This is a genomic window from Ochrobactrum sp. C6C9 (genome assembly GCF_022627935.1).
GTDB classification, from domain to species: Bacteria; Pseudomonadota; Alphaproteobacteria; order Rhizobiales; family Rhizobiaceae; genus Brucella; species Brucella teleogrylli.
Genome location: NZ_JABXGB010000022.1, coordinates 81,333 through 95,537 on the forward strand (window position 1 = coordinate 81,333; position 14,205 = coordinate 95,537).

Below are 14,205 nucleotides of genomic sequence, written 5' to 3' on the forward strand. Positions count from 1 at the left end.
GTTGATGGGTATTCGCAAGGGGATTATGCGTAAAAACAATTGGATGCATCATCTCGCTGTCGTAATGAGACGATGATGGCATACCGAACGGAGGGATGAATGTCCGAAGCCCCAGAACATGCGAACCAGGAGCTTCCCGAACGCGAGAGCATGGAATTTGACGTTGTGATCGTCGGCGCGGGTCCTGCGGGCCTTGCGGCGGCCATCCGTCTGAAGCAGGTCAATCCAGAGCTTTCTGTCGTGGTCCTTGAAAAGGGCGGGGAAGTCGGTGCGCATATCCTGTCTGGCGCGGTTGTCGATCCGGTGGGCATCGACCAGTTGCTGCCGGACTGGCGGGACGACGAGGGGCACCCTTTCAAGACGCCGGTGACGGACGATCATTTCCTGCTGCTCGGCCCTGCCGGTTCGGTGCGTTTGCCGAATTTCGCCATGCCGCCATTGATGAACAATCACGGCAATTACATCGTGTCGCTCGGCAATGTCTGCCGCTGGCTCGGTACGAAGGCGGAAGAACTTGGCGTCGAAATCTATCCGGGCTTTGCCGCAACCGAAGTGCTTTACAATGACGAAGGCGCGGTCATCGGTGTCGCCACTGGCGACATGGGCGTCGAGCGCGACGGCACGCATGGGCCGAACTATACGCGCGGCATGGCGCTGCTCGGCAAATATACGCTGATTGGTGAAGGCGCGCGCGGGTCGCTGGCCAAGCAGCTGATCTCGAAGTTCAGGCTTGATGAAGGCCGCGAGCCGGGCAAATACGGTATCGGCCTCAAGGAATTGTGGCAGGTCGATCCGTCCAAGCATAAGCCGGGTGTGGTGCAGCATTCGTTCGGCTGGCCGCTCGACATGAAGACCGGCGGCGGTTCGTTCCTCTATCATCTCGAAGACAATATGGTTGCGGTCGGCTTTGTGCTGCACCTCAACTACAAGAACCCGTATCTGTCGCCGTTTGAAGAATTCCAGCGTTTCAAGACGCATCCGGCGATCAAGGATGTTTTCGAAGGCGGCAAGCGCCTGTCCTATGGCGCCCGCGCGATTACCGAAGGCGGCTTCCAGTCGGTGCCGAAACTGTCCTTCCCGGGCGGCGCGCTGATCGGTTGCTCGGCAGGTTTCGTAAACGTGCCGCGCATCAAGGGCAGCCACAATGCGGTTCTGTCCGGCATTCTCGCCGCCGACAAGCTGGCGGAAGCCATTGCAGCCGGTCGCGCCAATGACGAACCGGTCGAGATCGAAAACAGCTGGCGTTCGAGCCTGATCGGCAAGGACCTGAAAAAGGTCCGCAACGTCAAGCCGCTGTGGTCGAAGTTTGGCACGGTGGTGGGCGTCGCTCTCGGCGGTCTCGATATGTGGACGAACCAGCTGTTCGGCTTCTCGTTCTTTGGCACGCTGAAGCATGGCAAGAACGACGCGCAGTCGCTCGAACCGGCGGCAAAGCACAAGAAGATCGACTATCCGAAGCCGGATGGTGTTTTAACCTTCGACCGTCTGTCGTCGGTGTTCCTGTCGAACACCAATCATGACGAGAATGAACCAATCCATCTGCAAGTCCGCGATATGCAGTTGCAGACGACGTCGGAACACGATGTTTTTGCAGGCCCATCGACGCGTTATTGCCCGGCAGGCGTTTATGAATGGGTGGACAAGGACGGCAACTCGGCTGCGGACCCAAGCGCCAAGGATGTTCGTTTCGTCATCAACGCGCAGAACTGCGTGCACTGCAAGACTTGCGACATCAAGGATCCGAACCAGAACATCAACTGGGTGCCGCCACAAGGCGGCGAAGGACCGGTCTATTTAAACATGTAATGCGAAAAAGGCGGTCTCGGACCGCCTTTTTTATTGCAGATGAATGACAGCTATGTCGTTTCGGGCAGAAAGATCGTGGCTTCCATGAAAGTCACGGCATTTCCCCGCAGAATAACGCGATCCTCGTTCAATTCGCAGTCGAGCCACCCTCCGCGTGCCGACGCCTGATAGGCCATGAGCTTGTCGCGTCCCAACCGTGAGGCCCAATAGGGCACAAGCGTGGCATGGATCGACCCTGTAACCGGGTCTTCTGGAATGCCTGCGCCCGGAACAAAATAGCGGGACACGAAGTCCGGCTTTGCATCGTCCGTTTCTTGCCCGGTCACAACAAGACCGACCGGGCCGAGAAGGGCAATTGCGGCGAGGTCCGGCACAAAACTCCGCACGGCATCGGCGCTGCCGAGATCGACAAAGAAGTTTTCAAAATTCCGAAAAATGTGGGCAGGCGGCTCGGCGAAGATATCGGCAATTTCGCGGGGCAAAGCGTCAATGGTTTCCGGCGACAGGCGGGGAATGTCTAGCCTGTAAATATCCGTTTCCCTCGACACACGCAGTTCTCCCACTCTGCTGTGGAAGACCAGCAGGGGGTCCGCCTTGGCCGTGGTGAACAAGACATGGGCTGTCGCAAGGGTAGCGTGACCACAGAAATCAACCTCATGCGCCGGGGCAAACCAGCGCAAATCCCATGCTCCATCGGGGCGAGGCTTGACGAAGGCGGTTTCGGCGAGGTTGTTCTCCTGCGCAATTGCCAGCATCAGTGCATCCGGTAGCCAATCGTCAAGGACGACAACGGCAGCGGGATTTCCGCCGAAAAGGCGATCGGTAAACGCATCGACCTGATACATCTGCATGAGGAGTTCCTTCTATTGCAGCATGACGGACTGCGTTTCCGGTTCGTCTTCGTCCGGGCGCACCGGGGCTGGGACCGAAAAGTCCAGCCGAACGGGCAGGTGATCCGACCCGGCATCTTCGCGGGCTGCAGCCCTGGGCGCAACAATATCCGGGCTTGTGAAAATCTGATCGATAGGCAGGCCGAGATAAGGCGCCAGCGACACCGGCAGGAAGGACGGGAACCAGCTTCCGCCAATGCCTGTCATATGTGCGGTCTTCGACGCGGCTTCGACCCGGCGAACGGCGTTGCTCCACGGCACGGCATTCAGATCACCCGCGATGATCGTCGGCCCAGCCAACTCCCTTAAGCCCGGCTCTATGAAGCCAAGCTGATAGGGCTGCCAGCGCGGCCATGGCCATGAAAAATGCAGCGAAGCTACGTTGACATGCGTGCCGCCGAGATCGACGGGGGCGATAGCGAGCACGCCATCACCGATGCAAACAGGTTGTGCGCCTTCAACGAAAGGACGGCGGGACAGTATACCCACGCCCCAAGTTCGGGGATCCTTACGGCAATGCAGGCGATAGGGATAAGTCCCTTGGAGAATATCGAGCCACTTCGTCCACTGCTCGCTGGCTTCCTGATAGGTGATGATGTCCGGCTTTTCGCGAGCGATCATTTGCAAGATGCGCTTTGGCTCCGGATTGTCCTCCCGCAGATTGATCTGAACGAGGCTATAGCGCGGCCCTGTTGCTTCGGCTGAGGTTGCGCCTGCCGTACCGCTGAGAAAATCACGCGCCATGCCGAGCGTGGTGCTGAGCGCCATGATGGCGAACAGCAGCAACATCGCACCTTCGCGCCGCATCTTGGTGAACAGCAGCGGCAGAGCCAGCACGATCATCAGAACCGCGAGATGTGCCCGAAAATGCGAAAACGAATCGAGCGCCGGATGGACCGCACCGAGAAATCCCAGCACGAGCGGGATGGATACCGCTACAGCGGCAAGCAGCAACAGGAAGGGGATATTCTCACGGCTCTTCGACATGAGATGCCTTTAGGGATGGATTACGGCGTGATGATGGAAGGAGGGCAGTAGGGGAATAAGGGAATAAGGGAATAGGGGAGTACGGGAGTATGTTGGTGCTGAGGCCGCATTCCCAAAGACCTACTCACCTATTCCCTTACTCCCCTACTGCCCTAACCTCACTGGAACGCCGTCTCGTAGAAGCTTCGAAGCTTGCGCGAATGCAGCCTTTCATCCGGCATGGCGGCGATCTTTTCCACCGCGCGGATACCGATGCGCAGATGCTGCGCCACCTGTCGCTTGTAGAACTCGGTCGCCATGCCCGGCAGCTTCAACTCGCCGTGCAGTGGCTTGTCCGAAACGCAGAGCAGGGTGCCGTAGGGTACGCGGAAGCGGAAGCCGTTGGCGGCGATGGTGGCCGATTCCATGTCGAGCGCAACGGCGCGTGCCTGCGAAAGACGCTGCACCGGGCCGCGCTGATCGCGCAGTTCCCAGTTGCGATTGTCGATGGTGGCAACGGTGCCGGTACGCATGATGCGCTTGAGATCATAGCCTTCGAGGCCGGTGATTTCTTCGACCGCTTCTTCCAGCGCGACCTGAATTTCCGCCAGCGCGGGCAGGGGAACCCAGACCGGCAGGTCGTCGTCGAGAACGTGATCCTCACGCATATAAGCGTGGGCCAGCACGTAATCGCCAAGCTGCTGGCTGTTGCGCAGGCCTGCGCAATGGCCGAGCATCAGCCATGCATGCGGACGCAGCACGGCAATATGGTCGGTGATTGTCTTGGCGTTGGAAGGTCCAACGCCGATATTCACCATGGTGATGCCGGAATGGTCGGAGCGCTGCAGGTGATAGGCTGGCATCTGCGGCAGGCGTCCCAATGGGGTGCCGCTGCTCGGCGCGGCTTCGCCCGCACGGGTAATGAGATTGCCCGGTTCCACGAACTGTTCGTAACCGCCGCCGCCCTGCGCCATCAAATCGCGGGCATAGGCGCAGAACTCATCCATGTAGAACTGGTAGTTAGTGAAGAGTACGAAGTTCTGGAAATGCGCCGGGCTGGTCGCCGTGTAGTGCGCCAGCCGGTGCAGCGAATAATCAATGCGCTGTGCCGTGAAGGGCGCAAGCGGCATCGGTTCGCCCGGCGCGGGTTCAAAGTCTGCATTGACGATCTTGTCGTCGGTGGCCGCCAGATCCGGCACGTCGAACAGATCGCGCAGCGGATGCTGGAAGGCGCTCGCGACCGAGGCCTCCACATAGGTGCCTTCCATGAAGGCAAAATGGATCGGGATCGGTGTGGACGATTCGCGCACCGTGACCGTCACGCCGTGATTGCGCATCAGCAGGCGGATTTGCTCGGTCAGATAATGGTCGAACAGGTCGGGACGGGTAATGGTGGCGGAATAATCGCCCGGCGTCGAAACATGGCCAAAAGCCAGACGCGAATCCACATGCGCGAAGCTCGACGTGGAAAGGCAAATCTCGGGGTAGAAGGCGCGGTATCGCTGGGCACGTATTTCCCCGCGCGCCACTTTCTCGAAAGCATTGCGCAGAAAACCCGTATTGCGCTCGTAAAGCTTTTGCAGCGCGGCAACCGCCGCGCTCGCATCGGTAAACACCTCCGGCTCGACCGGCGACGGCGTTTTGATTTCATTGAGAAATGATTGTTCGATTCGCTGTGTCATGGCTTAGTATAGCAGAGTCCATGACCATAAAATGAAGCAGATTATGCGGTACGTTGCAGGCTGACATAAAGCACCAGGCCGACGCCACTCATCTTGGTGTGCTCGCCGATTTGCATATAGGCGAAGGTTGCTGCCGGGCCGGTGAAAATCGCTGTGAATAGGAATACGCGCAGCGCGATTGCGGCACTGGAACGAATGGTTCTGGTCATGGCTGTTTCCCCGTCTTGACCTGCATGGAAGCCAGCGGGCCGAAGATCGTCTGGTCACGATAGCTATCGTGTTTCCTGTCTGCGAAGACGCCGGCGACAACCGCCAATCCGGCAATGAGCAGACAAACGATCGTCAGGCGCCTGAGCAACATGAAAGCCCCCAAAAGGTTCAAATCCGTCCTTGTTGTTGCCCAGTTTAGCGAGCGCGCCTGAACCGCAGCTGATACGGTCGTTCATGTGCGGTTCAAAAATATTGATGTTCCGTTAAATGCGCCGGATTGGTCTTGTGCCTGTCGAAATGGGTCTTATGTTTCCCATCATTGGAACGCGGGACGCTTCCCGCACAAATCTGCTGCACACACTCGAACGAGTTGGAGAAAGCCCATGGTTGAACAGATAAAGCCCATCGAGCTGTACTATTGGCCAACGCCGAATGGCGTCAAAATCAGCATCATGCTGGAGGAACTGGGCGTTCCTTACGAGGTCAAATATGTCAATATCGGCAAGGGCGACCAGTTCAAACCGGACTTCTTGAAGATTGCCCCAAACAACCGCATGCCAGCTATCATCGATCCTGAAGGTCCGGGCGGCGAACCGATCTCGGTTTTCGAATCCGGCGCTATTCTCCAATATCTTGGACGTAAGTTCGGTAAGTTTTACTCGACCGACGAACGCAAGCGCGTGGCCGTCGACGAATGGCTGATGTGGCAGATGGGCGGGCTGGGGCCGATGTCCGGGCAGGCGGGGCACTTCCGTCTCTATGCGCCGGAAAAGGTGCAGTATGGCATCGACCGCTATACCAATGAGGTCAACCGTCTTTATGGCGTGCTGAACCGTCAGCTCGAAGGCAAGGATTATATCACCGGCGAATATTCCATCGCGGATATGGCCAGTATCGGCTGGGTGAATGCTTTCAAGAACTACGAGCAGAACCTCGATGATTTCCCGAACGTGAAGCGCTGGCATGAAACCATGAACGCGCGTCCGGCCGTCGCGCGCGGTCTGCTTGTCGGTAAGGAAGAGCGCGAAAAATCCAATCTCGCTAACGACAAGGAAGCGCAGAAGATTCTCTTCGGCCAGAAAGCGCGCTAAACGCGGAATAAAAGGAAAGGGCGGCTATTCAGGCCGCCCTTTTCGTTTGGTGACTGTTGCCGCCGCGATTATTGGCGCGTCAGGCTTTCGCTCTTGCAGATCAGGCCGCCGAGTACGCATCCCGACAGCGATAGTGTGTTGCCCTTCACCGATGCCTTGCCCGTATAGGTCTTGCCTTCGTCGAGCTTGTTGACTTCGCCCTTATAGCTGCCACCCGTGCCGGACATGGTGCCGATAGACTTGCCCTTGTATTCGCCGGTCATGACCGTGCCGCAGAATTTGTTGCCGCCGCAGGACGCATAGCTGATGATGGTGCCGTTCGGGCGCTTCCAACTGCCCACAATGCCTTCCTCCGCAAGAGCGGGCGCGGCGAAACTGGCTGCAAGTGTCATTCCAAGAATCAGAGTGCGGATCATTCATTCCTCCCAAATGTGCGCCAGTCCCGCTCCATCGGGATATGGCGCAAACCGCTTCATTCATTTGCCGTGGTCGCCGTAACCGGGGCCTTTGCCTGATCGCAAAGCCTCGGATTGCGCCGGTTTTGCAAGACGACAGTGTTCTCCCCCAATCGCCATGACTTACGCAAACGTAAACGTAAACGAGATTTCGCAAGAGCGGAAGTGGAATTTTCACTCTCGCGGGAGCGTTGGTGAAGGGATTCTCTGCGCATGTGTAAACGTCGAGATGCACCAATCCGACGGACAGCGTTTGTCCTATGGTTATCATCCGGTTTCCATGCACCGAGCGGATTTGAATTGAATTTTTGGAAAAACCCAGCAATCCGCGAGGCTTGGATGTTTAACAAAATCCCAAGTTTACACCTTGTTGGGATTTTGTTGGTCAGACGTTAAGCATCTGGTTTAACGCGCATTTCAGCCCTGAGCTCTATTCTCGACATCATGAACGGAACGACAGAGACGGCGTTTTCAAAGCGGTAGCAACCGCCACGAAAGAAAGACCGGACGGTTCTCGGGATTTAACAGGGACAAAGAAAAATGGCACAGTTTCAGAGCTTTACGCAGCAGCAAAAGATCGCCTCGCAGGACCGCATTCTTCTGGAAATGGGCATGAAGTTTGCAATCGGTCGTGATTGCGAGATCGACGTGGTCGCAGCCCATAAGTGGCTCAACATCGCTGCCATTCGCGGCAACGAGAAGGCCGCCCGGATGCGCAATCAGGTGGCCGCCACAATGAGCAAGACTGAACTGGCCGCAGCCCTTCGCGATGCACGCGAATGGATGACCACGCACTGATACTGCGAAAGTCATGACCGGAAACAAAAGCCGCCTTCGAAGGCGGCTTTTTTGCATCAGCTCATGCCGAGATAGCGGCCCGGCTTGTGATTGATCGCGATGATGAGGTTCATCGCCACTGCGCCCAGCAGGGACAGCGCCATGTTCTGCCACGGGATGAAGAACAGTGATGCCAGCATGATCACCAGATCAAGGCCGAGCTGAAACCAGCCCGCCCGAATTTTATAAGCGTCCTGGAGATAGAGTGCCAGAATATTGACGCCGCCGACGCCGGAGCGGTGGCGGAAAAGTGCCAACACACCCATTCCCATCAAGGTGCCGCCCATCAGCGCTGCAAACAGCGGATTGACCGTGCTGAAATCGACGCTCTGCGGTATCAGCCATGCAAAACCGGATAACATGCCGACCGCAACGAAGGTGCGGATCGTGAATGGCCATCCCATGCGCCGGATGGCAAAATAATAGAACGGCAGGTTGATCAGGAAATAGAGCAGGCCGAAATTTGTGCCCGTCGCATATTGAATGAGAAGGGCGATACCGGCGGTGCTGCCGGTCATCAAAGTTGCATGACTGTAAAGATTGATACCGAGCGCGATAAACGACGTGCCAATGAGCATGGCCATCGCGTCTTCGTAGAGGCGATGACGGTCGTGGCTCATGGTATTGGGCACACCGGCAAGCGGAGCGGCGCTATCTGCGATATTGGCCACGTTCGGACTCCAGCAGCGAGAGCCGGGAAACCGGCTCAAAAGTCAAAAGCCGGATTGGGTCCGGCGCTCGTTTAACAGATGATTGCGCTGTGCCGATAGGGTCATTGTTGCGATGATCGTACACGAGCGTCAAGTCTTGGGAGACGCATGGAATATAGCAGTGCCAGAGCGCCTTGGCATCATTTGCAATATTGCTATTTTACGCCTGCCTTTATCGGCTCGCTACTTTTTATGGTCGGTTTGCTTTTGTTTTGTTTCGCGACGAATGCTGTCGAGAAAAGCGTCCACTTCGCGGGGCTCGCGTAAATGGCGCTTTATCAGGTGATTTGGGGCCTCTTCCATGAATTTCACGGCGCGAATCCGCCCATTTTTGCGATAATCGACCACCCATTTGATGAAATCCCAGTCAAAACGCTCCGGGCAGTCTAAGCCCATATCCGGTCGGGTGCGGCCATGATATTTCACGATGCGCCAGATGATCCGCCAGAGGCGACGAGCAGTTGAAATATCGAGAAAGATGAGCATGTCGGCCCGCGAGGCGCGATAGGCCATGGTATGGCTGTGATTGCCCTCAAAGACCCAGGCCTCACCGTCCGCCGCTTCCTTTGTCAGACGCGCGATTTCATCCAGCGAACGCATCACCCAGCCGGGCTGCCAGTAGATGGTGTCGATGTGGATGACCGGCAGGTCCAGCATCTGGCCCAGTTCCCGCGCCAGCGTTGATTTTCCTGAACCGGCGCCACCGATAATCATGATACGCTGTCGCATCGTCCACCGTCCTTAATGCAGTTTCTGCTTAAATAGAAAGGGGTCAATTTGATGACGTTACTATGTCGTTACTATGAAGGTGATAACCATAACGGGCCGAAAATGACCGTTAGAAAATTTGTATTGCCAGAGCCTGTAATATTAAGCAAACGATTGACAGTCAATTTTGCCAGGAGCAATGTTGGCGCGGAAAAGGAATGAACAGGAGCAACAGGTTGGGTCTGCGTTCTTCTTAATTCCGGCATATGCTGAGGAATATAGAATCCCTGCATATGCAATAGAGATTGGTCGGGAAGCATCAATCCGGTGTCTCGCGATCCAAGGGGCCGTATTCGATAGGGAGTGACGCAATGTCCATTCGAACCATCACAGCTTTGGCAGGCACCGCCATCATTATGGGTGCAGCGGCTTTTACCTTCTCGTCGCCTGCAAGCGCGTTGACGATGAAGGAATGTAGCACCAAGTATCAGGCCGCCAAAGACGCCGGAACGCTCGGCAATCTGAAGTGGAACGACTTCCGCAAAGCGCAGTGCGGCGACGACGATACCGCAGCTGCTCCGGCGGCACCTGCCGCAGCAGCGCCAGCCGCCAAGGCTGCAAAAACGGCAGCTCCTGCCGCTGATGACAGCGCCAAGGGCCTGACGATGAAGCAGTGCAGCGCCAAATATCAGGCTGCCAAGGACGCAGGCACAGATGGTGGCGTGAAGTGGAACGATTTCCGTAAGGCCGAATGCGGCGCTGGTGCCGATCCGGTTGCGCTCAGCACGGATGGCAATAGCGAACCTGCTGCACCAACCGTCGCGGCTCCAAAGGGCGTGAAGTTCCCAACTGCCGTTTCTGCGAAATATTCGAATGAATCGGCTGGCAAGGCGCGCATGCACACCTGCCTTGAGCAGTATCACGCATTGAAGGATGCCAATGCACTTGGCGGCCTGAAGTGGGTGCAGAAGGGCGGCGGCTATTACAGCCTTTGCAATGCACGCCTCAAGGGCAATTCCTGATCTAAGCAGTCTCCCGAAGTGGGAACCAGTTTCGGGAGACATGCGTAAAAACAAAAGCTTAAAATGTGTCGCGTGAATATGACTGAACGCGACACACTTTAAGAAAAAGGGGCCGTGAGGCCCTTTATTTTTGTCGTGAAAACCAGCCGGTCAGCGCAACACCGAGCCAGCCAAGAATCATCAGGCTTCCGCCTGTCGGCGCGGCAAGGGGAAACAGCCGATTGCCGGTGATATCGCGCATGAAAAGATCACCGCAGAAGAGTGCAAGGCCTACGACCAGAAGTGCGCCGCCGATCATGGCTGCGCGGCTTGCAGGTGCCAATAGGGCTAGCACGAGCAGGGCTGGCGCGTGCCCCAGAAGCAAAGGCGCTATGCTGCCTAAGTGGTTTTCCCCGCCATGGGCAGCACCTGCATAGGCAGCAATTGCCAGCGCGCCGCAAAGACCACCGAGCGTGCTGAAAAGAACGTTATAGGGTCTGCCATTCAATAAACTGGACATGATGGCTCGCTGTTCAAACGGTTTCGGTGCTTTTGACGGACTGGCGGGCATCTTCCAATGCGCCGGGCAGGGCGGCTTCGAAGACATCCAGCTGCTCTTCGATTCCCACGCTCACGCGAATGCAGCGGTCGAGAACCGGTGCGCCGGGCTTGCGCACGAAAACATCGCGCGCGATCAGTCCATTCATAATGGCGGAGGCGAAGGCTGCATCGCGTCCACAGTCAATAGCCACGAAATTGGTTGCCGAAGGGATGGCGCTCAAGCCATTGGCCGCGGCAATGGCAGCGATACGGTCGCGACCGGCATGGATTTTGCCGACAACGTCCTTGAGATAGGTCTGATCTTTCAGCGCTGCGATAGCTGCCGCCTGCGCGACACGGTTTACGGCGAAATGGTCGCGGATTTTGTCGAATGAGCGGATCGCTTCAGTGCTGCCGATAACATAACCGCAGCGAATGCCCGCCAAACCGTAAGCCTTGGAGAAGGTGTGCATGCGCAGAATATTTGGGCGATCTGTTTCGAAAGGTGGGAAGGCCGAATCTGGTCCGGTCTCGCAATAGGCTTCATCCAGAATGAGCATCGTCGTTTCCGGAACGCCATCGATGAATGACTGAATATCGGAGCCCTCGTGCCATGTCCCCATCGGGTTATCCGGGTTGGCCACATAGACGATGGCTGCATTCTCGCGCTTTGCAGCAGCGAGCAGGCCATCCAGATCCGATTTATCGTTGCGATAAGGCACCGTCACTAACGCGCCGCCATAACCTGCGACGTGATAATTGAAGGTCGGATAGCCGCCGAGTGAGTTGATGACCTTATCACCCTCTTGAACATACTGGCGAACGACCAGACCAAGTAGGGCGTCGACGCCAGCACCGGGCATGATATTCTCGGCTTTCAAGCCATGATGCGCGGCGATGGCATGGCGCAGTTCGTAATTTTCCGGGTCACCATATTTCCAGACCTCTGCAGCTTCGCGCTGCATCGCTTCGATCACCGAAGGTGCTGGGCCGAAACTACTCTCATTGGCACCAATGCGGGCCTTGAACGGTCTGCCACGCTGCAATTCCAGCGTTTCGGGGCCGACAAACGGCACGGTTGAAGGCAGCTTTTCCACAAGAGGCGTGAGGCGGGGTGATCCCATGGCGATATCCAGTCAGCTTTCCGTCAGGCAATGAAGGCGGCTCGGTCGGGCGAGATGGCCCGCAGCTGCTGCCGCATGGCCGTTCGTCCTCCCGATAATCAGGCATAGCAAGACCTGCCCGTCGGTTCCACCAGAATGGTGAGAAAGGCGTGTTTAGCGGTTCATTTGCTGGTTATGAAAATAGGTGATCAGGGTTGGCGGCATTCGTGATGTGGTCAACGCATCACTTTCATTTAGCTGAGAAAGCGCTGACGATCCCGGATTTTCAATCGGGTACTGTTGATGCGCGGTTTATTGCGATCAGCTGTGCGGCGTGTTCCGTCGTGTCGTTTTGACGAAGGCGATCGATAAAGGTTCGAGGTGCCATAGTAGGAAGGCAAGGGCCGCTTTTTCGGCCTGTGTTTTCAATCACTGGCCGGCAAAAGTATCAAGAACCCAATTTAGTCGACGCGGTGTGTGTTACCCGCGCTTGGGGTGCTTACCGCAAGGCAAAGACCGCAGAAGAATGCGTGGTCATAAGGACTGAGGAATTCGCACCGCTCCATTAAGGGGGTGGGTTTCGGCTTCCGAACAACAATGGCGGATGAAAATGGAGGCCGATGCGGAAAGTTCCGTGTCCAGTGCTGTCGCGAGAAGACGAACAGCATGCTTTAGAACGTTATATTACAAGTCTACGAAGGACTGCGCGGGTGTGGCAATAATTCGATCGCTTTTTCTTTACCAACGAATCGCGCCTCTTGGCGTAATCGAAATCAGGTGTGTCCCGATTTTTCTCCGTCAGCGTTCAGGAAGTTGGCCGGAAATCCCTAGTGAATCTCCAGCACTTTCACACAGGAATCGAGATCATGCGTAGCTAGATGCGCATATCGCATGGTCATTTGCAGTGTCTGATGACCGAGCCACATCTGCACACGGCGGATATCGATCCCACCGCGAACGAGGCGCGAAGCACAGGTATGGCGCAGAATATGCGGTACGACCTGATCGTCAGTGCCCAGGCCGACTTCCATCTTGGCTTCGTTCCAGATCTGGCGGAACCGAACCTGATTGAGCATCGAGAATGGGCCTTTGAGGCGCTCATGTGCGATCTTCGTTGCCTTTGCAGCACGGCGGGTGAGGGGAACGGTACGGCTTCTGTTGGATTTGGTGAGCCAGAAGGTGACGCGATGGTCCTGCAAATCGTTCCAGGTCAAACCGATGGCTTCGCCAAGACGGCAGCCCGAATCAACCAGAAATACGGCAAGACGGAAACTGTCTTCGCAGCGCGATTTAATTGCGGCGAACAGGCGCTTTTCTTCCTCATATTCGAGGAAACGGATGCGTCCGACCCGTTCTTTCTGTCGGACAAACTCCGGCAGACTATAGATATCCCCCATTTTATGCGCCTTTCGCAGCAGCTTGCTCAGCGCAGCCATCTTTCTGTTGATGGTTGCATTGCTGTTGCCGCGCTCACGGAGCGTGCCAATAAGGGAATCAAGCATTTCCTGATCGAAACCTGAAAAGCGTTCGCCCTTCAGAATTTCGTCAATCTCGCCGAGAAACGACCTTACATTATACTTGTGCGAGCCGTCATCCCACAGAATGTTTATATATTTTCCCGTCAACTCAGCGATGGAGAATTTCTCCACGAGGCGATGGTTTTGGCTTCTGTCGGATGCGTAGTTCAGATTGTAGTCGATGATTGGCGCGTATTTGTCACCAGAACCGACTTTGGTTTCCCCAATAGTTATCATTTTGCGCCCCCCGGCATTCTCCGGGCTGCACAACTAATGGAATAATTTAAGAAGCACAAGATAAGTAGGCTAATTTTATGCAGAGACATGGTGCGATCCTTGTTTAAGGCCCCCCGTTTGTCCCCATCTTTCTGTTTCTCGGTAATTCCCCTCATCGCCACCGGCCGAAATCCCCATTTCGAGGCGGGTGGTTTCACAACTCTGTGAACAACGATTCTACGATTGCAGACGCCAGCGGTTTCCCGCTGGCGCCTTTGGTTTCAAGCTCGATCTGATTAGAACGAACGCTGGAAACGGACCATGCCGCCGAAAGCGCTGTCGTTGTCTACGAGATCACGGTATTCGCCGCCGAACTTGGTGTACGAAATTTCCGGCGTGATCGTGAAGCCAGGAACGAGCTGGTAAGCTACGTTAGCCGTAACTGCAGTCTTGCCCCAGTCGTCGTGTGCGCC

General features: G+C 56.2%; 16 protein-coding genes. 4 read left to right on the top strand and 12 right to left on the bottom strand.

The window, feature by feature from the left end; genetic code table 11:
- Positions 1-99 precede the first annotated feature (99 nt).
- A complete protein-coding gene (locus tag HWD97_RS17345; RefSeq protein WP_371835316.1) occupies positions 100-1,806 on the top strand; it encodes an electron transfer flavoprotein-ubiquinone oxidoreductase in 1,707 nt (568 codons plus the stop codon).
- A gap of 50 nt (positions 1,807-1,856) precedes the next feature.
- On the opposite strand, the gene HWD97_RS17350 is transcribed toward HWD97_RS17345, so the two are convergent.
- The 5 genes from HWD97_RS17350 to HWD97_RS17370 all read right to left on the bottom strand — a co-directional run bounded on the left by HWD97_RS17350 (position 1,857) and on the right by HWD97_RS17370 (position 5,705).
- Positions 1,857-2,657 carry a PhzF family phenazine biosynthesis protein gene (locus HWD97_RS17350; RefSeq protein WP_371835317.1) on the bottom strand — a complete coding sequence of 267 codons (801 nt, stop codon included), beginning with the start codon at positions 2,655-2,657 and terminating at the stop codon, positions 1,857-1,859.
- Between the two features lie 12 nt (positions 2,658-2,669).
- A complete protein-coding gene (locus HWD97_RS17355) occupies positions 2,670-3,683 on the bottom strand; it encodes an endonuclease/exonuclease/phosphatase family protein (protein ID WP_371835318.1) in 1,014 nt (337 codons plus the stop codon).
- 158 nt (positions 3,684-3,841) lie between these two features.
- Positions 3,842-5,344 carry an AMP nucleosidase gene (locus HWD97_RS17360; RefSeq protein ID WP_109368623.1) on the bottom strand — a complete coding sequence of 501 codons (1,503 nt, stop codon included), beginning with the start codon at positions 5,342-5,344 and terminating at the stop codon, positions 3,842-3,844.
- Between the two features lie 41 nt (positions 5,345-5,385).
- Positions 5,386-5,553, bottom strand: coding sequence for a hypothetical protein (locus HWD97_RS17365; protein ID WP_171318949.1), 168 nt, complete (start codon positions 5,551-5,553; stop codon positions 5,386-5,388).
- Complete coding sequence (locus HWD97_RS17370) at positions 5,550-5,705, bottom strand: hypothetical protein (protein ID WP_371835319.1); 156 nt, start codon at positions 5,703-5,705, stop codon at positions 5,550-5,552. The genes HWD97_RS17365 and HWD97_RS17370 overlap by 4 nt, the downstream gene beginning before the upstream one ends.
- Before the next feature lie 232 nt (positions 5,706-5,937).
- Here HWD97_RS17370 and HWD97_RS17375 point away from each other — a divergent pair, with 232 nt between their 5' ends.
- Positions 5,938-6,645, top strand: coding sequence for a glutathione S-transferase N-terminal domain-containing protein (locus HWD97_RS17375; RefSeq protein WP_371835320.1), 708 nt, complete (start codon positions 5,938-5,940; stop codon positions 6,643-6,645).
- 68 nt (positions 6,646-6,713) lie between these two features.
- On the opposite strand, the gene HWD97_RS17380 is transcribed toward HWD97_RS17375, so the two are convergent.
- On the bottom strand, positions 6,714-7,061 hold the full coding sequence (locus tag HWD97_RS17380; protein WP_109368625.1) for a DUF2147 domain-containing protein: 348 nt from the start codon (positions 7,059-7,061) through the stop codon (positions 6,714-6,716).
- Between the two features lie 579 nt (positions 7,062-7,640).
- Here HWD97_RS17380 and HWD97_RS17385 point away from each other — a divergent pair.
- A complete protein-coding gene (locus HWD97_RS17385) occupies positions 7,641-7,898 on the top strand; it encodes a hypothetical protein (protein WP_109368626.1) in 258 nt (85 codons plus the stop codon).
- 56 nt (positions 7,899-7,954) lie between these two features.
- Here the strand turns inward: HWD97_RS17385 and HWD97_RS17390 are convergent, their stop codons facing one another.
- Together HWD97_RS17390 and HWD97_RS17395 are read right to left on the bottom strand one after the other, a co-directional pair.
- Positions 7,955-8,608: a YitT family protein gene (locus tag HWD97_RS17390; RefSeq protein WP_109368627.1), complete on the bottom strand. Its 654-nt coding sequence runs from the start codon at positions 8,606-8,608 to the stop codon at positions 7,955-7,957.
- A 222-nt stretch (positions 8,609-8,830) separates the two neighbouring features.
- Positions 8,831-9,304 (bottom strand): DNA topology modulation protein FlaR, encoded by a 474-nt coding sequence (locus tag HWD97_RS17395; protein WP_371835321.1) that lies wholly within the window; start codon positions 9,302-9,304, stop codon positions 8,831-8,833.
- Between the two features lie 422 nt (positions 9,305-9,726).
- On the opposite strand from HWD97_RS17395, the gene HWD97_RS17400 reads away from it, so the two are divergent.
- Entirely contained in the window at positions 9,727-10,377 is a 651-nt protein-coding gene (locus HWD97_RS17400; protein WP_140024856.1) for an antifreeze protein, read from the top strand.
- A 124-nt stretch (positions 10,378-10,501) separates the two neighbouring features.
- Here HWD97_RS17400 and HWD97_RS17405 read toward each other — a convergent pair whose 3' ends face one another.
- The 4 genes from HWD97_RS17405 to HWD97_RS17420 all read right to left on the bottom strand — a co-directional run.
- A complete protein-coding gene (locus HWD97_RS17405; protein ID WP_109368630.1) occupies positions 10,502-10,876 on the bottom strand; it encodes a DUF423 domain-containing protein in 375 nt (124 codons plus the stop codon).
- A 13-nt stretch (positions 10,877-10,889) separates the two neighbouring features.
- The gene (locus tag HWD97_RS17410; RefSeq protein WP_371835322.1) at positions 10,890-12,020 is read right to left on the bottom strand and encodes a pyridoxal phosphate-dependent aminotransferase; all 1,131 of its coding nucleotides are present in this window, start codon (positions 12,018-12,020) and stop codon (positions 10,890-10,892) included.
- Positions 12,021-12,826: 806 nt separating this feature from the next.
- The gene (locus tag HWD97_RS17415) at positions 12,827-13,753 is read right to left on the bottom strand and encodes a site-specific integrase (RefSeq protein WP_109368632.1); all 927 of its coding nucleotides are present in this window, start codon (positions 13,751-13,753) and stop codon (positions 12,827-12,829) included.
- 275 nt (positions 13,754-14,028) lie between these two features.
- The coding region (locus HWD97_RS17420) for a porin (RefSeq protein ID WP_371835326.1) at positions 14,029-14,205 on the bottom strand (177 nt) is incomplete at its 5' end.